Annotated in this window: 24 protein-coding genes; 15 read left to right on the top strand and 9 right to left on the bottom strand. The window is 62.8% G+C overall.

Annotated elements, in window-relative coordinates; all coding sequences use genetic code 11:
• Window positions 1–17: 17 nt before the first annotated feature.
• Together WC392_01850 and WC392_01845 are read left to right on the top strand one after the other, a co-directional pair.
• Window positions 18–887, top strand: coding sequence for a hypothetical protein (locus WC392_01850; protein MFA5241097.1), 870 nt, complete (start codon window positions 18–20; stop codon window positions 885–887).
• Window positions 888–889: 2 nt separating this feature from the next.
• Window positions 890–1,678: a polyamine aminopropyltransferase gene (locus WC392_01845; protein ID MFA5241096.1), complete on the top strand. Its 789-nt coding sequence runs from the start codon at window positions 890–892 to the stop codon at window positions 1,676–1,678.
• A 56-nt stretch (window positions 1,679–1,734) separates the two neighbouring features.
• On the opposite strand, the gene WC392_01840 is transcribed toward WC392_01845, so the two are convergent.
• The 9 genes from WC392_01840 to WC392_01800 form a co-directional block, all read right to left on the bottom strand.
• On the bottom strand, window positions 1,735–2,643 hold the full coding sequence (locus WC392_01840; protein MFA5241095.1) for a diguanylate cyclase: 909 nt from the start codon (window positions 2,641–2,643) through the stop codon (window positions 1,735–1,737).
• Between the two features lie 30 nt (window positions 2,644–2,673).
• A complete protein-coding gene (locus WC392_01835; GenBank protein ID MFA5241094.1) occupies window positions 2,674–3,861 on the bottom strand; it encodes an iron-containing alcohol dehydrogenase in 1,188 nt (395 codons plus the stop codon).
• A 205-nt stretch (window positions 3,862–4,066) separates the two neighbouring features.
• Window positions 4,067–5,269: an ABC transporter permease gene (locus tag WC392_01830; GenBank protein ID MFA5241093.1), complete on the bottom strand. Its 1,203-nt coding sequence runs from the start codon at window positions 5,267–5,269 to the stop codon at window positions 4,067–4,069.
• A gap of 12 nt (window positions 5,270–5,281) precedes the next feature.
• Window positions 5,282–6,487 (bottom strand): ABC transporter permease, encoded by a 1,206-nt coding sequence (locus WC392_01825; protein ID MFA5241092.1) that lies wholly within the window; start codon window positions 6,485–6,487, stop codon window positions 5,282–5,284.
• The gene (locus WC392_01820; protein MFA5241091.1) at window positions 6,484–7,158 is read right to left on the bottom strand and encodes an ABC transporter ATP-binding protein; all 675 of its coding nucleotides are present in this window, start codon (window positions 7,156–7,158) and stop codon (window positions 6,484–6,486) included. Before WC392_01820 ends, WC392_01825 begins: the two co-directional genes overlap by 4 nt.
• Window positions 7,155–8,336 (bottom strand): efflux RND transporter periplasmic adaptor subunit, encoded by a 1,182-nt coding sequence (locus tag WC392_01815; protein ID MFA5241090.1) that lies wholly within the window; start codon window positions 8,334–8,336, stop codon window positions 7,155–7,157. The genes WC392_01820 and WC392_01815 overlap by 4 nt, the downstream gene beginning before the upstream one ends.
• Before the next feature lie 84 nt (window positions 8,337–8,420).
• Window positions 8,421–9,020, bottom strand: a complete 600-nt coding sequence (locus WC392_01810; GenBank protein MFA5241089.1) for a CBS domain-containing protein — start codon at window positions 9,018–9,020, stop codon at window positions 8,421–8,423.
• Between the two features lie 181 nt (window positions 9,021–9,201).
• The gene (locus WC392_01805) at window positions 9,202–9,702 is read right to left on the bottom strand and encodes an RNA pyrophosphohydrolase (protein ID MFA5241088.1); all 501 of its coding nucleotides are present in this window, start codon (window positions 9,700–9,702) and stop codon (window positions 9,202–9,204) included.
• 103 nt (window positions 9,703–9,805) lie between these two features.
• On the bottom strand, window positions 9,806–10,042 hold the full coding sequence (locus WC392_01800) for a VF530 family protein (protein ID MFA5241087.1): 237 nt from the start codon (window positions 10,040–10,042) through the stop codon (window positions 9,806–9,808).
• A 73-nt stretch (window positions 10,043–10,115) separates the two neighbouring features.
• On the opposite strand from WC392_01800, the gene WC392_01795 reads away from it, so the two are divergent.
• The 13 genes from WC392_01795 to WC392_01735 all read left to right on the top strand — a co-directional run bounded on the left by WC392_01795 (window position 10,116) and on the right by WC392_01735 (window position 21,543).
• Window positions 10,116–10,820: an rRNA pseudouridine synthase gene (locus WC392_01795; protein MFA5241086.1), complete on the top strand. Its 705-nt coding sequence runs from the start codon at window positions 10,116–10,118 to the stop codon at window positions 10,818–10,820.
• A 505-nt stretch (window positions 10,821–11,325) separates the two neighbouring features.
• A complete protein-coding gene (locus WC392_01790; GenBank protein MFA5241085.1) occupies window positions 11,326–13,239 on the top strand; it encodes a phage tail sheath subtilisin-like domain-containing protein in 1,914 nt (637 codons plus the stop codon).
• Between the two features lie 170 nt (window positions 13,240–13,409).
• Window positions 13,410–13,919, top strand: coding sequence for a phage tail protein (locus WC392_01785; GenBank protein ID MFA5241084.1), 510 nt, complete (start codon window positions 13,410–13,412; stop codon window positions 13,917–13,919).
• Window positions 13,919–14,722 carry a hypothetical protein gene (locus WC392_01780; protein MFA5241083.1) on the top strand — a complete coding sequence of 268 codons (804 nt, stop codon included), beginning with the start codon at window positions 13,919–13,921 and terminating at the stop codon, window positions 14,720–14,722. The genes WC392_01785 and WC392_01780 overlap by 1 nt, the downstream gene beginning before the upstream one ends.
• Window positions 14,723–14,731: 9 nt before the next feature.
• On the top strand, window positions 14,732–15,652 hold the full coding sequence (locus WC392_01775; GenBank protein ID MFA5241082.1) for a hypothetical protein: 921 nt from the start codon (window positions 14,732–14,734) through the stop codon (window positions 15,650–15,652).
• Window positions 15,653–15,655: 3 nt separating this feature from the next.
• Entirely contained in the window at window positions 15,656–16,681 is a 1,026-nt protein-coding gene (locus WC392_01770; GenBank protein ID MFA5241081.1) for a DUF4255 domain-containing protein, read from the top strand.
• Complete coding sequence (locus WC392_01765) at window positions 16,678–18,024, top strand: ATP-binding protein (GenBank protein MFA5241080.1); 1,347 nt, start codon at window positions 16,678–16,680, stop codon at window positions 18,022–18,024. Before WC392_01770 ends, WC392_01765 begins: the two co-directional genes overlap by 4 nt.
• Window positions 18,012–18,266 (top strand): hypothetical protein, encoded by a 255-nt coding sequence (locus WC392_01760; GenBank protein ID MFA5241079.1) that lies wholly within the window; start codon window positions 18,012–18,014, stop codon window positions 18,264–18,266. The genes WC392_01765 and WC392_01760 overlap by 13 nt, the downstream gene beginning before the upstream one ends.
• Window positions 18,260–18,904: a hypothetical protein gene (locus WC392_01755; protein ID MFA5241078.1), complete on the top strand. Its 645-nt coding sequence runs from the start codon at window positions 18,260–18,262 to the stop codon at window positions 18,902–18,904. The genes WC392_01760 and WC392_01755 overlap by 7 nt, the downstream gene beginning before the upstream one ends.
• Complete coding sequence (locus WC392_01750; protein MFA5241077.1) at window positions 18,905–19,192, top strand: hypothetical protein; 288 nt, start codon at window positions 18,905–18,907, stop codon at window positions 19,190–19,192.
• Window positions 19,193–19,195: 3 nt separating this feature from the next.
• The gene (locus WC392_01745) at window positions 19,196–20,326 is read left to right on the top strand and encodes a hypothetical protein (GenBank protein ID MFA5241076.1); all 1,131 of its coding nucleotides are present in this window, start codon (window positions 19,196–19,198) and stop codon (window positions 20,324–20,326) included.
• Window positions 20,327–20,333: 7 nt separating this feature from the next.
• The gene (locus WC392_01740) at window positions 20,334–21,152 is read left to right on the top strand and encodes a phage baseplate assembly protein V (GenBank protein MFA5241075.1); all 819 of its coding nucleotides are present in this window, start codon (window positions 20,334–20,336) and stop codon (window positions 21,150–21,152) included.
• Between the two features lie 13 nt (window positions 21,153–21,165).
• Window positions 21,166–21,543, top strand: a complete 378-nt coding sequence (locus WC392_01735) for a GPW/gp25 family protein (GenBank protein ID MFA5241074.1) — start codon at window positions 21,166–21,168, stop codon at window positions 21,541–21,543.
• The last annotated feature ends 7 nt before the right edge of the window (window positions 21,544–21,550 follow it).

Below are 21,550 nucleotides of genomic sequence, written 5' to 3'. Positions count from 1 at the left end.
GGGAAGGGAGTCTATCCATGAGAAAAAAATTGCTGGCGAGTGGTCTGGGTTTGCTGTTGCTGGCGGGTGCCGGTTTTATTCAAAGCGTATCGGCGGCGGAGGAGATTGCGAGCGAGCCAAAGCCTGCTGTCGTAAAGCCGGTCGCCGATCTGGCCGAGGCACAGAAGGCGCAGCTTGCACTGGACGAAGTTATCCGCGCCTACGAGATGGGTAACGTCAACCTGATTCGCACCCGGCTGGACCCTGCCATGATCGGCTATCAGCGCCTGATCGACGGCATCATCCAGGACGGCAATGCGTTCAAGCAGATCCGTCTGCACCTGTTCGATACCCAGGTGGTGGCGGGGCCGGATGTCGCGGTGATCCAGACCAGCTGGGAGAAGCGTTTTCTCTCCGTCACCAGTTTTCAGCCGGGCATCTTCAGCGGGCGCAGCATGTTCCTGATGCATCGCGGCAAGGAAGGCTGGCGCATGGCGGCGGTTTCGGGCGATAACCCCTTCTCCAGCCAGAGCGGTGTGCTGGGGCAGCTTACTTTTGGGCCGGCCATGATTCCGGGGGCAACCATCCCGACCGCCTTGGCTGCGCCAGGATTTATTCCAGTGCAAATTGCGGTGACCGACCCTGATCTTGCCGGCCAGAATACGCTGACCGTGGAAATTGCGAGCGCGCAGGGTGACCGCATAAATGTCACGTTGACGGCGGCCAGCCCCGGCTACTTCATCTACAACGGGCCAGTCTCGATGCAAAAATCGCCCAGCAACAATTTCGCTGATCAGGTTCTGCAGATCATTACCGTGCCGACCATGCTGAGCGTGCGTTACCTCGACAACAACCCCGGCAGCAATCGTCCTCCCAGCATGCTGACCAGAAGCATCGCTGTCCAGTAAGCGTGGGATTTCTTTCCAAATGGCGCGCCCGCAAGGGGGCGGACGAGCCGGGCGCGGTCGATGTGAGCGAGCGCGACGGCGTGCGCTATCTGCATCTGGGCGGCGTCACGGTGCAGAGCGCAATGCGCGTCAATGCGCCAAACGGGCTGGAGCTGGCCTATACCCGGGCCATGATGGGCTTTCTGCTGTTCCATCCCGAGCCCCGCAATATCCTGATGATCGGTCTGGGTGGCGGCTCGGTGGCCAAGTTCGTGTATCACAAGCTGCCCGCGGTCCAGACCCGCGTGGTGGAAATCAGTCCCCAGGTAGTGACGGCGGCACGCAACCATTTCTTTGTGCCGGAAGCGGACGAGCGTCTACAGATCGATATTGGCGACGGCGAGGATTACGTGCGCAATCACCCTGCCGGCTGCGACGTGCTGATGGTCGATGGCTATGACGACCGCAGCCTGGTGGAAGCACTGGCGAGCCAGCGCTTTTTTGACGATTGCGCGGCAGCACTGACGCCGGACGGGGTACTGGTGGTGAACCTGTGGGGTAGCGACAAGCTGTTTGATGTGTACTTCAAGCGCATCGAAGCCAGCTTCGACGGCCTGGCGCTCTCGATGCCTACCGGAAGAATGAGCAATATCATCGTGTTCGGGTTCAAGCGCAGCCCGGGCAATCCGCGCTGGCAGGAGCTCAGGGAGAGGGCCAAAAGTCTGGAGGAGGAATATGGCCTGGAGTTCCCCGACTTCGTCACTGCCCTGCGCAGCCTCAATGTCCACAGCGAAAAGCGTTTATTGATCTGAACACCAGAGAACCGGGCAGCGCGTTCCGGCTTTCCTGACACCGGGAGGGTTTGTTTTCAGGGGGCTTCGGGTTCCATATTCCAGATACATACCAGGTTACGGCCATTGGCTTTGGCGCATAACAGGGCGTGGTCGGCGTGCTCGATCGTGCTGGCAATATTTTCATCCGGATTCATCGTGGCGAGGCCAAACGAAGCGCTGACATGGAGCGTACCCTTGCCCTTCAGTTTGATCGGAAGCGCCGCCAGTTCACTGCGCAAGCGCTCCATCAGGGCCTGTGCGTCTTCTATCGTGGTGCTGGGAAGACACAACAGAAACTCCTCACCCCCATAGCGGAAGACCGAGTCGTATTTCCGCAATCCGTTATTCAGGAGCTGGGTCGCAGCCTGCAATACCATATCCCCTGCCGGGTGGCCGTAGGCGTCATTAACCTGTTTGAAGTTATCCAGATCCATCATGCATATGCAGCATGACTGATCGTTGCGCTTCATGCGCTCGTGCTCTTCCTCGAGCTTGTGCTGCATGCTGCTGCGGTTCCACACGCCTGTCAGGTGGTCCACCACACAAACCTGGTTAATGATGTTTGCCTGAAGTTTGCCCACTTCAAACTTGAACTGAAGCGCCGCATCCATGAACTGATTGTATTCGTCGGGCGAAATCATCTGGCCATCCCGGCTCTTGAGCAGAAGCGCGCGGGCATGGTCGTGAACGGATTGATGCAGCGTACCGATTGTCTCGAAACCGCCCTCTTCCTGAAGTTCGGGATGAGGCTGGCCGTAATACCATAGCCCAAACTGGCAACGGCAATGGGCGTCAGCCAACGTGTCTTCCCTGTTGGATGCGCTGTTGCAGACCAGGGAACGATGCAAGGCCTTGAGCCAGGAGGAGTGCTTGTGGATGCCTGCGTCGAGTTCGCGCAAGGCGTTTAACAACTCGGCAGTGTTGGCGGGCAAGGAAGTCTGCATGGAGGGGGGCTTCAGCAAGTGAGCCCTGAATTATAGGCGCGCATGCAGGATATTGGCTATTTCCGGATCAGATAGGACAACGGGATTGGTCTTCATGCTGCTGCCACGGCTGTTGGTGACGATGTGCGCTACATCGGTTTCGGTCACGCCAAATTTGCCCAGGCGCGGCAAGTGCATGCGCCCGGTCCACTCAGCCAGGGCCTGCAGCAGAAACCTGCGCGCCCCGGCATCGTCCATATGGGCCATGCCGTGCAGCAGGCGCCCGGCACGGGCATATTTCACCAGCGCCGGATTGGCTGGTTCGCGAGCTTCCATGACTTCGATATTTACGCGCGTTGCCGCTTCAAGCAGGGTGCCGCAGGCCACGCCGTGGGGAATGGGGAAAAATGCGCCCAGCGGGGCAGCCAGCCCGTGCACCGAGCCCAGCCCGGTCTGGGCCAGGGTGATGCCGGAAAGCAGTGCGGCATAAGCCATTTTTTCGCGTCCCGCCGCAGCCCCTGCCCCGCCCTCATACCAGGCCAGCAGCCCGTCGCGCACAGCCTCCATGCCGGACCACGCGAGCGCATCGGTAAACGGGTTGGCCTTGCTGGAAACCCAGGACTCCAGCAGCTGGGTGAAGGCATCCATGCCATTGGCGGCGATCAGGTGGGCCGGACAGGAGGCGAGCAGGTCCGGGTCAACCACCGCATACTCCGGCACCAGCTGTTCGTCGCGGAAGGATTTCTTGAAGCCATCCGGGCCATGCGTGGAAAGCACCGCGTTCCTGGTGGCCTCCGAGCCGGTGCCCGCCGTGGTGGGCACCGCGATAAAGGGCGTGGACGGGCCGTGAAAGGGTAGTTCCGGGCCCACGCCTTCAAGGTGGTTCATCACCGAATTGCCCGGCCCGAGCAGGCCGGCTATGGCCTTGGCCGCATCCAGCACGCTGCCTCCGCCAATCCCCAGTACCACGTCAAACCGGCTGCCTCGCAAGGCGGCTACCCCATCGTCCACCAGCTGGGGAGAGGGCTCGCCGACGACCCTGAAAATTTCCCAGGCAAACCCCTGCTCCCGCAGCACCGCACTCAATGCCGCCCACTGGGGCGTGGCGCAGAAAGAAGCGCCGCCGGTCACCAGCAACACCCGCTTGCCGTACCTGGCCAGCAGGGCAGGCAGTTTCATGATGCTGCCGGCGCCAAACTCGATGCGCGGCAGACGGGCGATGGAAAATAGGTCAGACATGCAGACTCCCTGATTTGCTGAAAACAAGCGTGATAATTACCCTGAAAACATCAGCTCTACAACCACGGAGGGCACGGAGAGCACAGAGCAAGGCTGTTTGCGAAAAAACCATGGCCTTACCCAACGGATGAATGCCAAATCTCATGCAATCTATTGCTCTTGCTCCGTGTTCTCCGTGCCCTCCGTGGTTACTGCTTTTTCAAGTTCATTCGGAGCGCAGCGCTTCCACCGGGTCCAGCATGGCGGCGCGACGCGCTGGTATCACCCCGGCCAGCAGGCCGATTATGACCGCAACCGCTTCGGCCAGCAGGACGTAGGACCAGGGCGTATGCACGGGCAGGGCGGAAAATGTCACGTGCAGCAATTGCGCCAGGCCTACGCCCAGCACCAGGCCGGCCGCTCCGCCCGCTGCGGCCAGCAAGGCGGCTTCAGCGAGGAAAAGCGCGAGAATCTGGCCGCGTCTCGCGCCCAGGGAGCGCAGCAGGCCGATTTCGCTGGTGCGTTCGGTGACGGCCATGGTCATGATGGTCAGGATGCCGACGCCGCCCACCAGCAGGGAAATTCCACCCAGCGCTCCTACCGCAAAAGTCAGAACGTCCAGCACCGAGCCCATGACTTCGAGCATTTGCTGCTGCGGCGTAATGGTGAAATCCTCGCGCCCGTGGCGTGCCAGCAGAACTTTGTTGATTCCCTCCACCACGGCATCCAGCGGCGCATTGCTGTGATAGGTGAGGTGGATTTCCATCAAACCGGCACGATTGAACAATTCCAGCGCGCGGGAAACGGGGATATATACCGTATCGTCCAGATCGAAGCCCAGCACCTGTCCCTTGGCTTCCATCACGCCGATCACGCGATATCGTTCGCTGCCGATGCGAATGCGGCTGCCGAGGGGGTTTGCCGCGCCGAACAGCTCCTGCTTTACTTTCGCGCCCAGCACCACGAAGGCGCGCGCCGCGCGCGGGTCGTCGGGCGGCAGAAAATTGCCGGACTGCACCTTCATGCGAAAGGTTTCCGCCATTTCGTGGCCAACGCCATACACCGTCACGCGCCGCGACTTGCCTCCGGCTTCCACGTCGGCATTGCCCTGGGCGCTGGGGTCCACATGTTCGACGTGGGGCACGCGCCGCAAAGCCTCCGCATCCTCGATGCTGAGCGGGCGCACCGAGCTGATGATGCCGGCAGAAGGCCCGCCGCGCGTGGAAGACTTGCCTGGCGCAATGTTGATGAGGTTGGTGCCGAACTGGGTAAATTCGGCAAGCACAAAGCGGTGAATGCCTTCGCCGATGGAGGTCAGCAGAATGACGGCCGCGATGCCGACGGCAATCCCCAGGGCGGTGAGAAAGCTGCGCATGCGATGCGCGATGATGGAACTCGCAGTGAAGGGCAAAAAATCCTGAATCAGCATATCCGCTTCCTGCTAGTGCCGTGCCAGCGATTCGACCGGGTCCAGCCGGGAAGCACGGCGTGCCGGTGCCACGCTGAACAGAATGCCCGTGACCAGGGCGGTGCCGAACGCGGCCACCACTGCCCACCACGGCGGCATGAGCGGCAGCACCGGGTAAATCCGCCCCACGATATAACTGCCGGCCATGCCGAGCACCAGTCCAGCCATCGCGCCAGCACTGGACAATACTGCCGCTTCGGCAAAGAACAGTGCGCGAATCTGTGCCGGGGCAGCCCCGATTGCCTTGAGCAGGCCGATTTCCTGCCTGCGCTGCGACACCGCGATCAGCATCACATTCATGATCAGAATGCCGGCCACTGCCAGGCTGATGGCGGCAATCCCCGCGACGGCCAGGGTCAGCGCACGCAGAATCCGGTCGAAGGTGGCGAGAACCGCATCCTGGGTGATGACGGTCACATCGCGCTCGCCATCATGGCGTTTCGCCAGGATTTCCTCGGTATCGCTCCTGGCGCGGGCTATGTCTTCCCTGCTCCTGGCTTCGACCAGAATGCGAAACAGGGACGAAGTGTTGAACAGTATCTGGGCCGAAGCAACGGGAATGATCACCAGTTCATCGGTGTCGAAGCCCATGGATTGTCCTTGCGACGCCAGCACGCCGATCACGCGGAAGCGCCGGTCGCCGATGCGCAGCCACTCGCCCACCGCCTGCCGGGTGCCGAAAAGCTCCGCCTTGACCTTGGCGCCCAGCACGCACACCGGCGTGGCCTGGCGCGGATCGCCGCCGGGCAGGAAACGGCCTTGCCCCATGCTCATGTGGCGGATTTCCAGCATTTCCGCAGTAGAACCCAGCACCGGGGTTTCCCGGTTACGGCGATGCGTGGTCACCAGCGCCGAGCCCACGGTAAGCGGGGCAATCCGGCGGATGGCGCGGCTGCGGGTCAGGGTCAGCGCGTCATCGAGCGTGAGATCGCGCGGGGTCTCCCCCAGCAGCATGCCGGGATTGCCCGTGGTCTCGGAACGCCCGGGAAACACGATCACCAGATTGGTTCCGAGAGAGGAAAACTGGCCGACGACATAGCCCCGCGCGCCCTCTCCCAGCGAGGTCAGGACCACGACCGCCGCTACGCCGATGGACATGGCCAGCACCATCAAGAGGGTGCGGGTACGGGCGCCGGCCAGGCTGGCAAAGGAAAAGCGCAGCACATCGGCGAGGTTCATGTCCGCTGATCCGCGACGATTTTACCGTCCACCATGCGCAATTTTCGCGTGGCGCGGTTGCCGATTTCCGGATCGTGGGTGACGAGAATCAGGGTTACGCCCCGCGCCGCAAGGCCTTCCAGAATGTTCATCACCTCCTGGCCGGTTGCGCGATCGAGGTTGCCGGTGGGTTCATCCGCCAGAATCACCGCCGGGTTCATCACCGTGGCGCGGGCAATCGCAACACGCTGGCGCTGTCCGCCAGAGAGCTGGTCGGGACGGTGAGTGTCCCGGCCGGTCAGCCCGAAATCCTCGATCAGACGTGACACCCGGCTTTTGCGCTGATCCGCCGGTACACCCGCCAGAAGCAGGGGCAACTCGATATTTGCAGCCGCTGAAAGCCGGGGGATGAGATGAAAAAACTGGAACACGAAGCCGATTTTCTCGCGCCGCACCTGAGCTTGTTCTTCGTCGGAAAGCCCGGTCACATCACGCTCGTCGAGCCGGTAAAGACCCGCGCTGGGGCGATCCAGCAGGCCGATCAAATTGAGCAGGGTGGATTTTCCGGAGCCTGATGGCCCCATCAGGGAGAGATATTCACCCGCGCCAATGGACAAGTTGATATCGCGCAGGGCGCGCACTTCCTGATCGCCCACCTGGAAAACGCGCTGAATGCCCTCGAGGCGGATCATGGCTGGACTTTGCTTGCCTGCTCCACCACGACACGCGCGCCCGCCTTGACGCCGGGCCGGTCCAGGGAGGTCACGATCCTGTCGCCTTCCTTCAGGCCATCAGCCACTTCGGTGTATTCCCAGTTGGAAAGGCCGGTCCGGACCTGGCGTTCTTTCACGATGCTTTCCCCCGCGCCGGCCACCAGCACCTTGTTGCCCTCCAGCAAGGCTGCGGTCGGAATGCGGATCACGTTGGCACGGCGCGTATGAACGATCTCGACATCGGCGCTGTAGCCCACCAGCAGACCTTTTGCCGTCGCGGGGTCGTCAAACTGAACTTCGACTTCCACCGTTCGCGCCTGTTTTTCCAGGTCCAGCACATACGGTGCGATACGCCGCACCTTGCCGGGGAAATGACGCCCGGCAATGGCATCCAGGGTAATGCGTCCTTCCATCCCGACCTGCACCTGCGGCGCATCCACCTCGTCAATCGGGGCGCTGACGTACAGGCAGGAATCATCGATCAGGTCAATCGCGGGCGGCGTCGGGATGCCAGGTGGCGAAGGCGTGGTAAATTCGCCCAGCTCACCGGTTACTTCGGCCACGATGCCGGCAAACGGTGCGCGCAACTGGGTTCGATCCAGCATGGCCCGGGCAACGGCAATGCGCTCCTTCGCCTGCCCCGCATCGGCACGGGCCGCCTCGCAAGTGGCCTGGCGCGCGCGGGCTTCGGACTGAACCTGATCCAGACGCGCCTCGGAGATAAAGCCGCGCGACTTGAGCTGGCGTGAACGCGCCGCCTCGCGCTCGAACTGCGCGGCAACGGTGCAGGCTTCGTGAATTCTGGCCTGGGCGGTATTGAGCTGTTGCCGTGACAATTTTTCCTGCGCCACCAGATCTTCGCTCCACAACTCGAGCAGTACTTGCCCTGCGCTGACGCGCTCGCCCTCGTGCACCATCAGGCGCACGATCTGCCCGCCTGCCGCGGGCGCCAGGCGGGCGCGGCGGCAGGCTTTCACCGTGCCGGCACGGGTGTTGGCCACGTTGGCCTCAACCGTGCCGCGCTCCGCCGGCGAAACCAGAACAGCAACAGGCTTCGGGCGTGTCCAGTACCAGGCGGCGAGCGCCAGCAGAATCACCGTTACAAGGAAAAGAACCAGGCGAAAGGGAAAAGCGCGGGGTTTTATGGGGGCGGTCATGCTGCAAAAATACCCCAAGCCCGCGGTGATAACAAGACAAAACGGGGCCGAAGCCCCGTTTTTAAATGATAATTGGCGGCTCTGTCAGGCGCTTGCCAGCAGGGCCTCGATTTCGGCGAAAGTCTGGGCAATTTCGGTCGTGGGGATGTCGATATCCAGCTGTCGCGCGATCTGCGATGCGGAGATGATGCCGCGTATCACCTGCCGGTTTTCCTTTTCGTTGAAGTCCACCACCAGGGCATGGGCGCGGCCCGTCTGCTTCAGAGTGGCGGCGATATTGCCAACACGGCTCCGGTTGATGTCGTCCATGCGGATCACTTCAAGCTTGTTCTGGGATGTCATGATGTCCTGCACCAGGATGTCATGGTAGGTGCCGCCATGCTTCTGGATATGCTGGATCGGCTTGGCGCCATAAGTGTCCGTGGAGGTGATCAGGCCCACCACGGTGTCATCGTCATCCACCACCAGCAACAGACGCACGCCACGGTGCTTCATGCGCGAATTGGCGGCATCGATGGGCGCTTTTTGGGCAATCGTCACCGCACTCACCTTTTTCAGATCTGTCATCACGGCGATGGCAGGATCATCCAGCCGGATCAGATTGAAAACCCGGTCGGTACTGTGGAAAGAGGTTCCATTTTCCAGCGTGGTTGAGGCAATCGGGGTGTATTCGATATTGTTCACGCGCATCTCCTCTGGTGATTTCATGACAAATGTCAGGTACCGCTTTGGGCCTTATCCTACTCGAATGGCTTTGTGCGTTTAATCAAAAGATTTGATGATGGAAGTTTAATATTCTTATCTTTAAGCATGAAACAACGCGAAGCGCTGTTTCATGATCCGGGGCGGCGCTTTGCCATGGCCGTTAGCCGGAGAGGGTGTCTGCCTGCCGGTCAGCCTCAAGGAAGGCGGACAGTTCGTTCAGCGCCAGGCGGTAGACATTCCGCTTGAACTCGATCACTGATTCAAGCGGAATCCAGTAATGATGCCAGCGCCAGGCGTCGAATTCGGGGTGGCTGGTGGCGCGCAGCCGGACATCGCAATCCCGCCCGACCAGACGCAGCAGATACCAGATCTGTTTCTGCCCCTTGTAGCTGCCGCGCCATTCGCGCTTGACCCAATGCTGTGGCACGTCATAGTGCAGCCAATCCTGAGTGCGGCCGAGAATCCGCACGTGCTCCGGCATCAGTCCTACTTCCTCGTGCAACTCGCGATACATCGCCTGGTCCGGCGCCTCGCCGGACTTGATGCCGCCTTGCGGGAACTGCCAGGAATGTTCCCGGATGCGCTTGCCCCAGAATACCTCGTTCCTGGCATTGCATAGCACAATGCCAACGTTAGGGCGGTAACCGTCCTGGTCTATCATTTTACTTCACTCTGAATTCGTCTGATTGCTGCAATTTTTTCACATTTTGCCCCGCATTGAAAGCCGCAGTGCCTGGGCGATTACTTAAGGACGGGGCGGGCAATCAAATCAGTGCCTTAGTTTGCTGCAAATACAATTGCTCCACTTTTTTGCGCGCCCACGGCGTTCTGCGTAAAAACTTCAGACTGGATTTGATGCTGGGATCATGCGTAAAGCAGCGTACTGGCACGGCGGCACCCATCGCTTCCCAACCCATGGTCCCGGCTAGCCGCGTGACGATCGCTTCAAGGGTAACGCCGTCCAGGGCGGGAAGGCTGGCTGATTTTTTGACGGTATCCATGTTTGCATTTTACAGGTGGCAGCCCGGCTTGCGCGTTTACAATGCGGTTCTTTAGTTTCAGGTTGAATTTTTCATGACAGACTCCGTTCGTCTTGCAAAACGCCTCGCCGAATTAGTCCCCTGCTCCCGCCGGGAGGCTGAGCTATATATTACGGGCGGCTGGGTGACGGTTGACGGTCAGGTGGTGGAAGAGCCGCAGTTCAGAGTCTTGCAGCAAAAGGTTGAGCTCCACCCGGAAGCCAGCCTCACGCCGATTGAGCCGGCGACCTTTTTGTTGCACCAGCCGCCGGATACCGGCTCCGGGCAGCAACTGATCTGTGCCACTACGCGGGCGATTGACGACCCCTCCGGCATCCACATGCTGAAGCAGCACTTTGCCCGGCTGACGCAGGGCGCGCCATTGGAGAGCAATGCCTGCGGCTTGTCGGTATTTACCCAGGACTGGCGAGTGGCGCGCAAGCTGATCGACGATGCCGCCACGCTTGAGCAGGAATTCATTGTGGAAGTCGCGGGGGATATTCGCCCTGATGGCCTCAAGCTTCTCAACCACGGACTCGATTTTAATGGCCGGGCACTGCCCCCGATCAAGGTCAGCTGGCAAAATGAAACCCGGCTGCGTTTTGCCCTCAAGGGCATGCAACCCGGCCAGATCGTCCATATGTGCAAGCAGGCCGGGCTACAGGTGTTATCCATGAAACGGATCAGGATCGGACGTGTGTCGATGGGAAAGTTGCCGCCGGGGCAATGGCGTTATCTGATGCCGCGCGAGCGGTTTTAACCCGGATAGGCGCACCATGAACAAGGGCATGCATTGTGCATGCCTTTGTTATTTGCAAAGCCGGGGTGCGTGGCCGGGACAGCATGCCTGATCGCTTGCACCCCGGTGCGGCAAGAGACTCTTTTTCGCTACTTTGCGAACCTTCGCGTCCCTGGCGGTGAAATGCCGTTTCAAGTTTATATCCCTGCCAAAGCTTTGAACCAAGGGAAATTCCGGCCTGTCTAATACGATTGTTTTGCCCGGATTCATTTCGTGGCCGATTGTGTATAAAAATTAATTTGACCTAGATAAGTTATTTTTATACATTGCCGTTACGTAATCGTATTGCAATGCAAATCGTATTAAATTCTGATAATCGCATGCATTTCTTTTTGCGTCGCCAAAGCGGCTTCTTTTGCATGTAATGGCAACAGGAAGAAAGTCTCGTTCCTGATGTCCCGGGCTGGTTTTTGCTGATTATCATCGAATGGTCACTTGTCAGTTATGAGCGAGGAGGAACAAAGGTATGCCCAGCTATCTACATCCCGGCGTCTATATTGAAGAAATCCCCAGCGGTTCCAAGCCGATTGAAGGTGTGGCTACCTCCAATGCGCTGTTCGCGGGGTACACCAACAAGGGGCCGATCGGGGAGGCCTCGCTTATATCCAAATGGGATGATTATGTCGATTCCTATGGCGGCATCGCGTCCGAGAGCGACGCCATGGGTCTGTCGGTCAACATGTTCTATCTCAACGGGGGGCAGGCGGCCTACATCGCCCGCCTTGCGGCTAACGCTCTTGGCTCGGCTCTGGGCGCGGCCCAGATGCTGGGGCGTGCGACCGGACCGGCAGCGGGCATCAATGTCCTGACGGTGAGCGCAAGCAGCGCCGGGGCCTGGGGTGATGACGTTCGCGTCAAATCGGTCAATGCCGGCGACAATTACCGCTTCAAGCTGGAAGTGGGCGGCATGGAAGATGGCTCCTTTGTTCCTGGAGAGGTATTCGACGGGCTGAGCATGGACAGCAGCGACAGCCGCTATGTGCTGACCGTGGTCAATGCCCAGTCGAAGCTGATCCGGGTGGACCTGGCCGGACCGCTCAAGAGCAACCCCAATACCTATTACCGGAAAGGCAGCAGCGAATCCGGCGATCTGGCCGCCATCACCTGGACCGATGTGCATCAGGGCATGAAGCTGACGCTGAACATCGACAACCTGGGGGCGCGCACCATCACGCTTGGCCCGCCGCCGGGCGGGTCGTACAGCACCTCGACCAAGGTGCGCGATGAATTGCAGCGCTGCATCCGCGAGCTGGGTTCGGAAAATGCCTATCAGAACGCGGGCGCCGCTTTCGCCGCCAACAAGCTGACGATCACGTCGGGGACGCAGGGCGCGGATTCCGCGGTGGTGGTGCGCCCCGGCGAGCTGGCAACGCTGCTCAAGCTGGGCGTAGGCGCGGGTGGCACGGAAATCCACGGCAGCTTCGACGTGATTCCGGTCACCATGGCAGCCGATGTGGCGCTGGCTGGCGGCGACGATGGCGATCCGCCGGGCCTGGCCGACTACCAGGCCTTCTTCAGCAAAATGAAGAAAGTGCGCGATGCCAGCATCGTGGTGCTGCCTGGGCAGTATCTGCCCAAGGATGGTTCGGGCAATGTCATCATCGACGCGGCGATCGCCCATGCCGAGGATACCAAGAACCGGATGGTGGTCATCGACCCCGAGCCTGGTTTCGAGCTCGATCAGGCAGGCAAGGCCAATACCCTGATCACCACCACTTCTACCTACGCCGCCATGTACTACCCATGGGCCAAGGTGCGCAACCCGTTCTATAACGCCGACACCAATCCGGCTGCACCGGCGACGCTGCTGGCGGCGCCATCGGCCATTGCCGCTGGCGTGTGGGCGCGCATCGACGGCACGCGCGGGGTATGGAAGGCGCCGGCGGGGGTCGAAACCGGCCTGCGCGGCCTGGTGGGGCTGGAATACGTTGTCGACGATAGCGACCAGGACCAGCTCAACCCGCTCGGGGTGAACTGCCTGCGCCGCTTTCCCAATTACGGATCGGTGGTATGGGGGACGCGTTCCCTGTCGACCAAGGCCAATCCCGAATGGCGCTATGTGCCGGTGCGACGTACCGCGATCTTTATCGAGGAGAGCCTCTACAACGGCATCCAGTGGGCGGTGTTCGAGCCCAACGATCATCGGCTGTGGGGTTCGCTGCGCGCCAATATCGGCGGTTTCATGAATGGCCTGTTCCGCGCTGGCGCATTCCAGGGCGAGAAGGCCAACGACGCCTACTTCGTGCGTTGCGGGCTCGGCGACACCATGACCCAGGACGATATCGACCGCGGGCAGGTGATCGTGATCGTCGGATTCGCGCCACTGAAGCCGGCGGAATTCGTGATCGTGCGCATCCAGCAGAAAGTGGCGCAGCAGTAATCACCCTGGACAACCAGGCCGCCGTTCTGTGCCAGGGCGTCCCTCTCCAGTCGAGAGAGACAGCGTGAGGGGGCCGCATGCTTTTGCAGTGTGCCCCCCTTCATCCCCAGCCCTTTTCCTGATGGAAGAGGGGGCAAGAGGACGAATTCAAGTCAAGGAGGAGAAGAAACATGGCCGCACCGACATTTCCGGTTAACACCCACCGTTACGATCCGTACCGTACCTTCAAGTTTCAGGTCATCATCGATGGCCGTCCCGTCGCCGGTCTGACCAAGATGGGCGCGCTCAAGAAAAAGACCGAGGCGGTCAAATGGCGCAGCGCGGGTGATCCCTCGCACGAGCGCATCATGCCCGGCGGCACCAGCTACGAAGCGGTAACGCTGGAGCAGGGCCTGACCCACGACCCGGTTTTCGAGAAATGGGCCAATCTGGTGAACAGCATTCAGGGCGATGCCGGGATGTCGCTCAAGAACTACCGCAAGGATATTGTCATCAATGTGCTCAATCTGCAGGGCCAGGTGGCGATCTCCTACAAGCTGTACCGCGCCTGGGTATCGGACTACCAGGCGCTGCCGGAGCTGAACGCCACCAGCATGAACACGGTCGGCATCCAGACGCTCACGCTGCAGCACGAGGGCTGGGAGCGCGATACCTCCGTGCCGGAACCGGTTGAGTCGTAATGCTTCCGGGAGGCGTACAGTACCAGGACAGCCTCCGCCGTGATTATGATTTTCGCCCGCTGACCGGTGAGGTCGAGATGGGCCTGGCGGAGGCGGTGGCGCGCGCGCGCGACCTGCCCGGCCAGGTGACGCTGGCCTTGCAGGCGACGTTGGCGCATGTCGGCGGACGGCTGCCCGATACCGCCGTGATCGACGGCATGAGCGTGGGCGATCGCCAGTTCCTGATGACGCGGCTGGCGGGAGTGCTGGGCCTGGATCAGGTCTGGCTGACGGCGAGTTGCCGCCACTGCGGCGAGTCTTTCGACTTCCCGCTGAATTACGCCCAATTGCCGGTCAAAGAGGCAGGCAGCGGCTTCCCCGGCGCGCATATCAGCACCGCTCAGGGCATGCTGACCCTGCGCGTGCCCAACGGCATGGACCAGCGCGTCGTGCTGGGAATTGCCGGCCTGCAGCTGGCGCGGCAAACCCTGGCGAAACGCTGCGTGACAGCCTGGGATGGCGGCAATCTCTCCTCGCTTGAATTGAACGCCGGTCAGGTGGCGGCCATTGAAGCGGCGCTGGAATCGGTTGCTCCCGAAATCGCCACCGAGGTCATGGCGCCGTGTCCGGAGTGTGGCGCCAACAACCGGGTAGGCATCGATCCGTATTTCTGCCTCAGCCGCGTCAGCCAGGATCTGTTCGCTGATGTCCATCGCCTGGCGTCGCGCTATCACTGGAGCGAGGCCGAAATTCTCGCCCTGCCGCGCTGGCGCCGCCAGCGTTATCTGGCGCTGATCGACCGCAGCCGCGGCATGACGCAGTAGGGGAACAGCATGGGATTTTTCAGCGACATCATCAGCGACGCGCAGCGGGCACCCACGGCGGCATTCCGGCCCGGTTCCGGGCCAGGGGGAGAGAATGTTCTGGAACATTCGCTTGATGATCCCGGCCATGTTGTGACTGAAGCGCACCCGCAATATCAGGCTGAAGAGATGGCCGCTGCGCCGCGGCCTGATGCGAGCCATGGGGCCCGGAATCCGGATGGCGCCGTCCAGCCGCCAGCGATACCTGATTCCGGCCGGAGCGGGAGAGAGGCGGTTGTAGCGGCTCGCGGCAGGGTTGCAGAACCGGATTCATTAACTTCCGTGGCTATCCTTGCCACGGGCGGAAAAAAGACCGTGCCATGCATCGAGCCCCAGAACCCGCAGGTACATATCGAGGCTGAGCCAGCAGGGTTTGCCATGGCCGATGCAAGCGCCCCGACGCAGAGGCCGGCTCCTGGCAGTGGCATCGTGGCTGTACCGGATCTGGCCGTGAAGGCCGGAGACGGACCCCTTGAGCAGGAACAGCGGCAAGTCGCAATGCCGCGGCAGCCGGAAGGAATGGATTTGCAGCTTGTTGCGCCACAACGCGCCGCTGCCGGAGTTGAGGCGGTTGCTGCCGCACCTGTAAGTCGAGTGGCAACAGAGGCGGCATCATCACCAGACATTGCAGAATATTCCACGCTGGCACAGCAGGAAGCCGCGATTCAGGGCAGCGTCGAGTCGCGTCCAGTGACGCCTGCGCCAGCGGCAATGGACGTCTCGCCTGCGCGGCGCCCCGGGCCGGGCCAGGGTGCAACCTTGAATACCGGACCCCAGGTGCATATCGGCCATATCGATATCGTGGTGCTGGCGCCCGAGCAGGCGGCACGGCCACTACAGCCGCCTGCGTCCGCGGACCTTGCCAGCCGCCACTATTTGCGGAGATTGTGAGCGATGGCCCTGCCTCAATCTACCCTCTCGCGCGTCTGCCGCAGCATTGCCGACTTCCTGGCAACGGCCATGAATGCCAACTCCAACAACATCCGGGTCCTGATCGGCAACCCGGCATCGGCGGCCCAGGCGTCGGCGAACGATCATCGGCTCAACCTGTTTTTCTACCGCATCGAACCCGCCGGCATGTTCAATGTTGCCGCACCCGATGAAATCTGGCGCATGCGCATGTATTGCCTCATCACCGCCTTTGGCCGTGCCGAGAATCAGGTCAGCGCGGGAGAGAACGACATGCGCCTGATCGGAGAAGTGGTGCGCATTTTTCACGAGCAGCCGCTGATGGGCGTCCTGAACCTGGAGGGCGAGCAGGTGCGCATGGAAGTGCTGCACAACCCCATCGGCCTGGACGACCTCAACCACCTGTGGGGCACGCAGGGCGATGTGGCGCTGCGGCCGTCGGTTGCATACGAGCTGTCGCTGGCGCCGATCATCCCGCATCAGCGCGATAGCGGCAGCCCGCTGGTGGGTAGCACCGGCGCCCAGGTGTACGGCAACATGGATGCGCGCCACGCGCCCTTCAGCGCCGACGGGCAGGTGTGGGAGCCGGAAGTTGCAGCACGCCGCGTCAATGGCGTGCTGGAAGACTGGGTGCCTTCGATCTGCCTGGTCTATCAGGGCCGCTGCGTGGAGAGCCTGAGCTTTGCCCTGGGCAGCCCGGCGCTGGCGGGCTTTACGCCCCGGGTATGGATCGCGGGGCCGGCGGGCAGCGCGGTGACGCTGCGCTGGGAGACTTGGGACAGCGGCAGCGGCTGGGCTGTCAATGGCGCAGAGGTGAATGCCAGCGCGAGCGGCGAAATGCTCGACCCGGCACAGGCCGCAACCGCCACGACCCACCCGGTCGCCCTGCCGTTCAACAATCACACCGGCCAGGCGGTGCTTTATGCCGAGCGCAGCTATGTGCGCGGCAGCGACGGCGCCAATCTCACCGTGCGCAGCAACCCCGTGCTGATCAATCTGTATCAATCATGAACGCCGTCGTCGAACAACTCGCCCTGCCCAGTCTGCGCCCCGAGTGGGAGCGGATCGAGCTGCTGGCCTACAGCCTGGGCCAGGAACGTCAGGGCAAGGCGCTGACGGAAGCCCTGCTGGAGCGCCTGAAACAGCTGCAGGGCGAGGTGGAGCGGCTGCGCCGCCATGCGCATTCGCCCTGGCGCGCCCTGGCGAGCGAGGAATGGGAGCCGCTGGCCTACGACCTGGCGGCGCTGGTCCTGGGGCCGGAGATCGAACCCCGCATCGGCTGGCTGTACCAGCAATTGCAGGCGGGAACCCAGCACAGTTATCCCAGCGTGGCCCTGGTGCGCGAACTGCTGGCGCTGGACGAGGACGAAACCCGTGATTTGCTGGGCTGGCTCGAAGAAAGCTCACCCTTGCGCCGGGCGCATGTGATCCGTAGCGAGGGGCAGGGGTGGTACGCCGCGCTCATGGCCGGGCCCGGCATGACCGCACGCCTGATGGGCTGGCCTGAGCCGCAAGCGGCGCCGCCCGGCGCCACGCGGGTATGGCAGGCGGCGCGCTGGGAGGACCTCATCCTGCCGGCCGAGGTGATGGTCCAGCTGCATGAATTCCTCTACTGGATCGAGCAGCGCGACACCGTTGGCCGCCAGTGGGGCGGGGACGTCGGCGGCGGGCCGCTGGCGCTGTTCTGCGGCCCCTCCGGCACGGGCAAGACATTCGCCGCGGCGGTGATCGCCAACCAGCTGGGCTGGCCGCTGTACCGCGTCGATCTGGGGCGGCTGGTGAGCAAATACATCGGCGAGACGGAAAAGAACCTCAATCGCCTGTTCGATGCGGCTCATGGCAAGGCGCTGGTGTTGCAGTTCGACGAGGCCGACAGCCTGTTCGGCCAGCGCGCCGAGATCAAGGATGCGCGCGACCGCTACGCCAACATGGAGGTGAGCCACCTGCTGGCGCGTATCGAGGCGCACCAGGGGCCAGTAATCCTCACCACCAATCTGCGCCAGAACATCGACCCCGCCTTCATGCGCCGCTTCCAGGTGGTGGTGGAATTCCCGCGCCCGGATGCGGCTGGCCGCGCGCTGCTGTGGTCCCACCTGCTGCCGCCGCGCGCGCCGCGCCTGCCCGATGTCGACCCGCTGTTTCTCGGGGCGGCGCTGAGCCTGACCGGCGGCTCGATCCGCAACGCCGCCCTGCATGCCGCGTTTGTCGCCGCGGGCACGCAGCGGCCGATCGGCTTGCCCGAGATCGCCCTGGCGGTGTGGCGCGAGCTGGCCAAGGACGGGCGCGAACTCAACCCTGCGGACCTGGGCGCCCTGGCGCCTTGGCTGCCCGAGGAGGCGACATGGAATTCATGAATCTCACCATCGACCGCATCCGCCTGCAATTGCCGCCCGGCCTGGAACATCGCGCCGATGCCATCGCCCGCCGCCTGGGAGATGAACTCGCCCGCCTGCCCTGGAGCGGCAGCTTGAACGTGTCGCAGGTGAATCTCCCGGCGCAGAGCGTGCAGCCGGCCTGGAGCGACCAGCAGATCGCGCGCCATCTGGCGGTGGCGGTGCAGGGGCAAATCGCGAGGCAGGGGGGGGAATCATGCTGAAGGTGAGCAAGGCGGCGCTGGTGGAATATGGCCTGTCGCTGCCGCCGCTGGCGCTGGTGTTCGATTTCAATCCCAGGACCCTGTCGCGCACCCGCACCATCCAGCTGCGCAGCGGCAATGCGCCGGGCACGCGCGGCGGCTACGATTTCTTTCTGCCGACCGAAACACCCCGCGCCTCGCAGGGGGTCACGGTGCAGCCCGAGACATTCAGCATCGAGATTCTCATCGATGCCACCGACCGCCTGATGGAAGGCGGCATGGCCGAGACGGTCGGCATCGAGCCGGAACTGGCGACCCTGCGCTCCATGCTCGAACCCAAGTCGCAGGGGCCGGGGGGATTGCAGATGCTGTCCAGCCTGGGCCTGGGCGGCGGGCGCGCCTTCCAGCGCGACGAATCGGCCTCGGTGCTGCTGTTCGTGTGGGGCACGCACATCCTGCCGGTATTTCTCACCAGCGTGCGGGTGGAAGAAAACGCGCACCTGCCGTCGCTGGTGCCCTACCGCGCCAACGTGTCGCTCACCATGCAGGTGATCGAGGGCAACAATCCCTTCTTCAAGACGGAGAAGGTGCGCCAGTTGGCGATGGCGGCCCTGAATACCGGGAATACCATCGCTACGGCGATAGGAGGAGGGTTCTAGATGTTTCTCAAAGGCTCGCGTTATGAAAATGCCAGGGCGTTCGAGGCTGGCGAGGATGGCAGCCGTTTTCCCGGCGTGCGGCCGCGCGTCATCGGCGCGGCAAGCGGCGTGGTCGAGCATGTGGTCAAGAGCGGCGACCGCCTCGATCACCTGGCGCGCCACTACTACAACGATGACCGGCTGTGGTGGCGCATTGCCGATGCCAATCCGGAATTCGCCCATGCGGCCATGCTGCTGGCCGAGGAGCAGGTGGGCCGGATCATCCTGATTCCGCGCGCGAGGGAGTAGCCGATGCTGCTCGACATGCTCAGCGGCAAGAAGCGCGAACCGGCCGAATGCATCATCACGGTGATGGGCCGGGAGATCGCCGATTTTTACCCCTTCCTCAGCGAGGTGACGGTGGCGGCATCGCGCAATGCCGCTGCCACCGCCCGGCTGCGCTTCGAGACGCGGCGCGACGAGCATGGCCGCTGGTCGGTGCAGGATGCGGGCGTGTTCGCGAGCTGGGCCACGCTCAGGATCGAGGCCGCTTTCGGGTCACGCCGCGAAGAGGTGTTCCGCGGCTACGTGCGCGAGGTGGCGGCCGACTATCCGCGCAATGCCGGCGAGGCCAGCGTCACGGTGGAATGCCAGGATGATTCGCTGGCGCTGGACCGTGAACAGCGCCGCCGCAACTGGGGCGCGGATGCGCCGGCGACCGACCTGCTGATTCTCGCCGCCATCGCCGGGGATTACGGCCTTGCCCCCCATCCGGATTCGGGCAGCGGCCAGTCCGGCCTGGTGCTGAACCAGGACGCGACGGACATCGCCTTCCTGCGCGAACGCGCCGAGGCCAATGGCTACGAGCTGATTTTCCATGCCGGCCAGATCTACTTCGGCCCGCTGCGGGTGAGCGCGGCGCCGCAGGAAACCGTTCTGGTCTATGCCGGGCCGGACACCCACTGCAGCCGTTTTTCGGCGCGTTCGGACGGCCACCGGCCGGAGCGGGTGATGCTGCAGCTCGCCGCCAGCGAAGGGGACGCGGTCAGCGAGCAGACGGTCGCGCCAGACCTGCCTCTCATGGGCACGCAGAGCGCCGAGAGCCAGGGTGCCGGACTGCGCGACTTCACCTGGCGCATGAGCCGCCAGGGCGGGCGCAACGAATCCGAGCTACAGGCCCGCGCCCAGCGCCAGGCCAACGAGAATGCCCTGCGCGTGCGCGCCGAGGGCGATCTCGACGGCACCCAGTACGGCCATGTGCTGCAGGTGGGCCTGCCGGTGGCGGTGGACGGCGTGGGCGACTGGCTGGCTGGAACGTATTACGTGGATAGCGTGAACCACCGTTTTTCGGCGGATGGCTACAACCAGGGCTTCACCCTGCTGCGCAATGCCTACGGCGACAACGTGCCGACGGCGGGCAGCGTACTGGCCGGGGTGCTGTGAAGGAATCATGATGGATGAACTGCTGCAACAACTGGCACGCCAGATCCAGAACAAGTACTACGGCAAATACCGGGGCTTTGTCGTGGACAACAGCGATCCGGAGCAGCTGGGCCGGATCAAGCTGCGCGTGCCCTCGATCCTGGGCGACAGCGTCACCGGCTGGGCCTTGCCGTGCCTGCCGTTTGGCGGCCTGGCCGATCAGGGGCTGTTCATGGTGCCCGAGGCCGGTGCCCAGGTGTGGGTGGAATTCGAGGAAGGCGAACTGTCGCATCCGATCTGGACCGGCACCTTCTGGCAGGCCGGCGGCGACGTGCCGTCCGAGGCGGCGCTGGCGCCGCCGACCACGCGCCTGCTCAAGACGCCGTCCGGCCACCGCCTGCAGTTCGACGATGCCTCCGGCCAGGAAAAATTCATTCTGCACCACCCCGCCGGGAGCGAGATGAGCATTGATTCGCAAGGCACGATCCTGCTTACCGACGCCAACGGCGCCAAGGTCACGCTGGATGTCCAGGGCAGCAAGGTCGAAGTGCAGGATGCCAGCGGCAACAAGCTGACCATGACGGCGAGCGGCACCACGGTGCAGGACGCCAATGGCAACAAGATCGAAATGAGCGCGTCCGGCGTCAACGTCAAGGCCTCGGCCACGGTGACGGTGGAAGGCTCGGCGGTGATGCTGGGCGGCCAGGGCGGCGAACCGGTGATCAAGGGGCCGAGTTTTCTGGCCCTGTTCGCCACCCATATCCACCCCACGGGCATGGGGCCCTCGGGGCCGCCCATCCCGCAGGGCGAGATGAGCAGCCTGTCCAGCAAGGTGATGACGAGTTGAAAGGAGATTAGCCATGCCGCGCCTGATCGATCCGTCCTATCTGGCTTTTCCGCTGCGCATCGGCGCGGCAGGGGCGGCCACGTCCAGCCGCCGCGATCACGTGCGCGAGCAGATCGTGCAGGTGCTGTTCACCGATCCGGGGGAGCGCGTGTTCCGTCCGGAGTTCGGCGCGGGCATCCGCGCCGTGATCTTCGAGCCGAATGACTCGGTGCTGGCAGAGATCCTGCGCAAGCGCCTCACCGATTCTCTCGGCGATGCCCTGCGCGGCGAGGTCGATCCGAAATCCCTGCAAGTCGAGCTGCGCCGCGAGGAGGAAAAAATGTTTGCAGTGATCAGCTACGCCCTGTCCACCATCGGGCAGGGCGAGTCCTATGAAATTGCGTTGACGTGAGGCAGCC

Source organism: Sulfuricella sp., assembly GCA_041651995.1.
In the GTDB taxonomy this organism is placed as follows: domain Bacteria; phylum Pseudomonadota; class Gammaproteobacteria; order Burkholderiales; family Sulfuricellaceae; genus Sulfurimicrobium.
Note: the sequence above shows the minus strand (reverse complement) of the source record. Positions and strands in the feature narration are given on the sequence as shown.

What these genes read in the sequence shown, in the direction of transcription:
- WC392_01830 (MFA5241093.1), bottom strand. Translation starts at nt 5,269, where the DNA reads ATGCTGATTCAGGATTTTTTGCCCTTCACTGCGAGTTCCATCATCGCG.
- WC392_01785 (MFA5241084.1), top strand. Translation starts at nt 13,410, where the DNA reads ATGGCCGCACCGACATTTCCGGTTAACACCCACCGTTACGATCCGTAC.
- WC392_01795 (MFA5241086.1), top strand. Translation starts at nt 10,116, where the DNA reads ATGACAGACTCCGTTCGTCTTGCAAAACGCCTCGCCGAATTAGTCCCC.
- WC392_01805 (MFA5241088.1), bottom strand. Translation starts at nt 9,702, where the DNA reads ATGATAGACCAGGACGGTTACCGCCCTAACGTTGGCATTGTGCTATGC.
- WC392_01770 (MFA5241081.1), top strand. Translation starts at nt 15,656, where the DNA reads ATGGCCCTGCCTCAATCTACCCTCTCGCGCGTCTGCCGCAGCATTGCC.
- WC392_01745 (MFA5241076.1), top strand. Translation starts at nt 19,196, where the DNA reads ATGCTGCTCGACATGCTCAGCGGCAAGAAGCGCGAACCGGCCGAATGC.
- WC392_01815 (MFA5241090.1), bottom strand. Translation starts at nt 8,336, where the DNA reads ATGACCGCCCCCATAAAACCCCGCGCTTTTCCCTTTCGCCTGGTTCTT.
- WC392_01755 (MFA5241078.1), top strand. Translation starts at nt 18,260, where the DNA reads ATGCTGAAGGTGAGCAAGGCGGCGCTGGTGGAATATGGCCTGTCGCTG.
- WC392_01750 (MFA5241077.1), top strand. Translation starts at nt 18,905, where the DNA reads ATGTTTCTCAAAGGCTCGCGTTATGAAAATGCCAGGGCGTTCGAGGCT.
- WC392_01850 (MFA5241097.1), top strand. Translation starts at nt 18, where the DNA reads ATGAGAAAAAAATTGCTGGCGAGTGGTCTGGGTTTGCTGTTGCTGGCG.
- WC392_01800 (MFA5241087.1), bottom strand. Translation starts at nt 10,042, where the DNA reads ATGGATACCGTCAAAAAATCAGCCAGCCTTCCCGCCCTGGACGGCGTT.
- WC392_01790 (MFA5241085.1), top strand. Translation starts at nt 11,326, where the DNA reads ATGCCCAGCTATCTACATCCCGGCGTCTATATTGAAGAAATCCCCAGC.
- WC392_01740 (MFA5241075.1), top strand. Translation starts at nt 20,334, where the DNA reads ATGATGGATGAACTGCTGCAACAACTGGCACGCCAGATCCAGAACAAG.
- WC392_01765 (MFA5241080.1), top strand. Translation starts at nt 16,678, where the DNA reads ATGAACGCCGTCGTCGAACAACTCGCCCTGCCCAGTCTGCGCCCCGAG.
- WC392_01775 (MFA5241082.1), top strand. Translation starts at nt 14,732, where the DNA reads ATGGGATTTTTCAGCGACATCATCAGCGACGCGCAGCGGGCACCCACG.
- WC392_01835 (MFA5241094.1), bottom strand. Translation starts at nt 3,861, where the DNA reads ATGTCTGACCTATTTTCCATCGCCCGTCTGCCGCGCATCGAGTTTGGC.
- WC392_01780 (MFA5241083.1), top strand. Translation starts at nt 13,919, where the DNA reads ATGCTTCCGGGAGGCGTACAGTACCAGGACAGCCTCCGCCGTGATTAT.
- WC392_01735 (MFA5241074.1), top strand. Translation starts at nt 21,166, where the DNA reads ATGCCGCGCCTGATCGATCCGTCCTATCTGGCTTTTCCGCTGCGCATC.
- WC392_01840 (MFA5241095.1), bottom strand. Translation starts at nt 2,643, where the DNA reads ATGCAGACTTCCTTGCCCGCCAACACTGCCGAGTTGTTAAACGCCTTG.
- WC392_01825 (MFA5241092.1), bottom strand. Translation starts at nt 6,487, where the DNA reads ATGAACCTCGCCGATGTGCTGCGCTTTTCCTTTGCCAGCCTGGCCGGC.
- WC392_01820 (MFA5241091.1), bottom strand. Translation starts at nt 7,158, where the DNA reads ATGATCCGCCTCGAGGGCATTCAGCGCGTTTTCCAGGTGGGCGATCAG.
- WC392_01760 (MFA5241079.1), top strand. Translation starts at nt 18,012, where the DNA reads ATGGAATTCATGAATCTCACCATCGACCGCATCCGCCTGCAATTGCCG.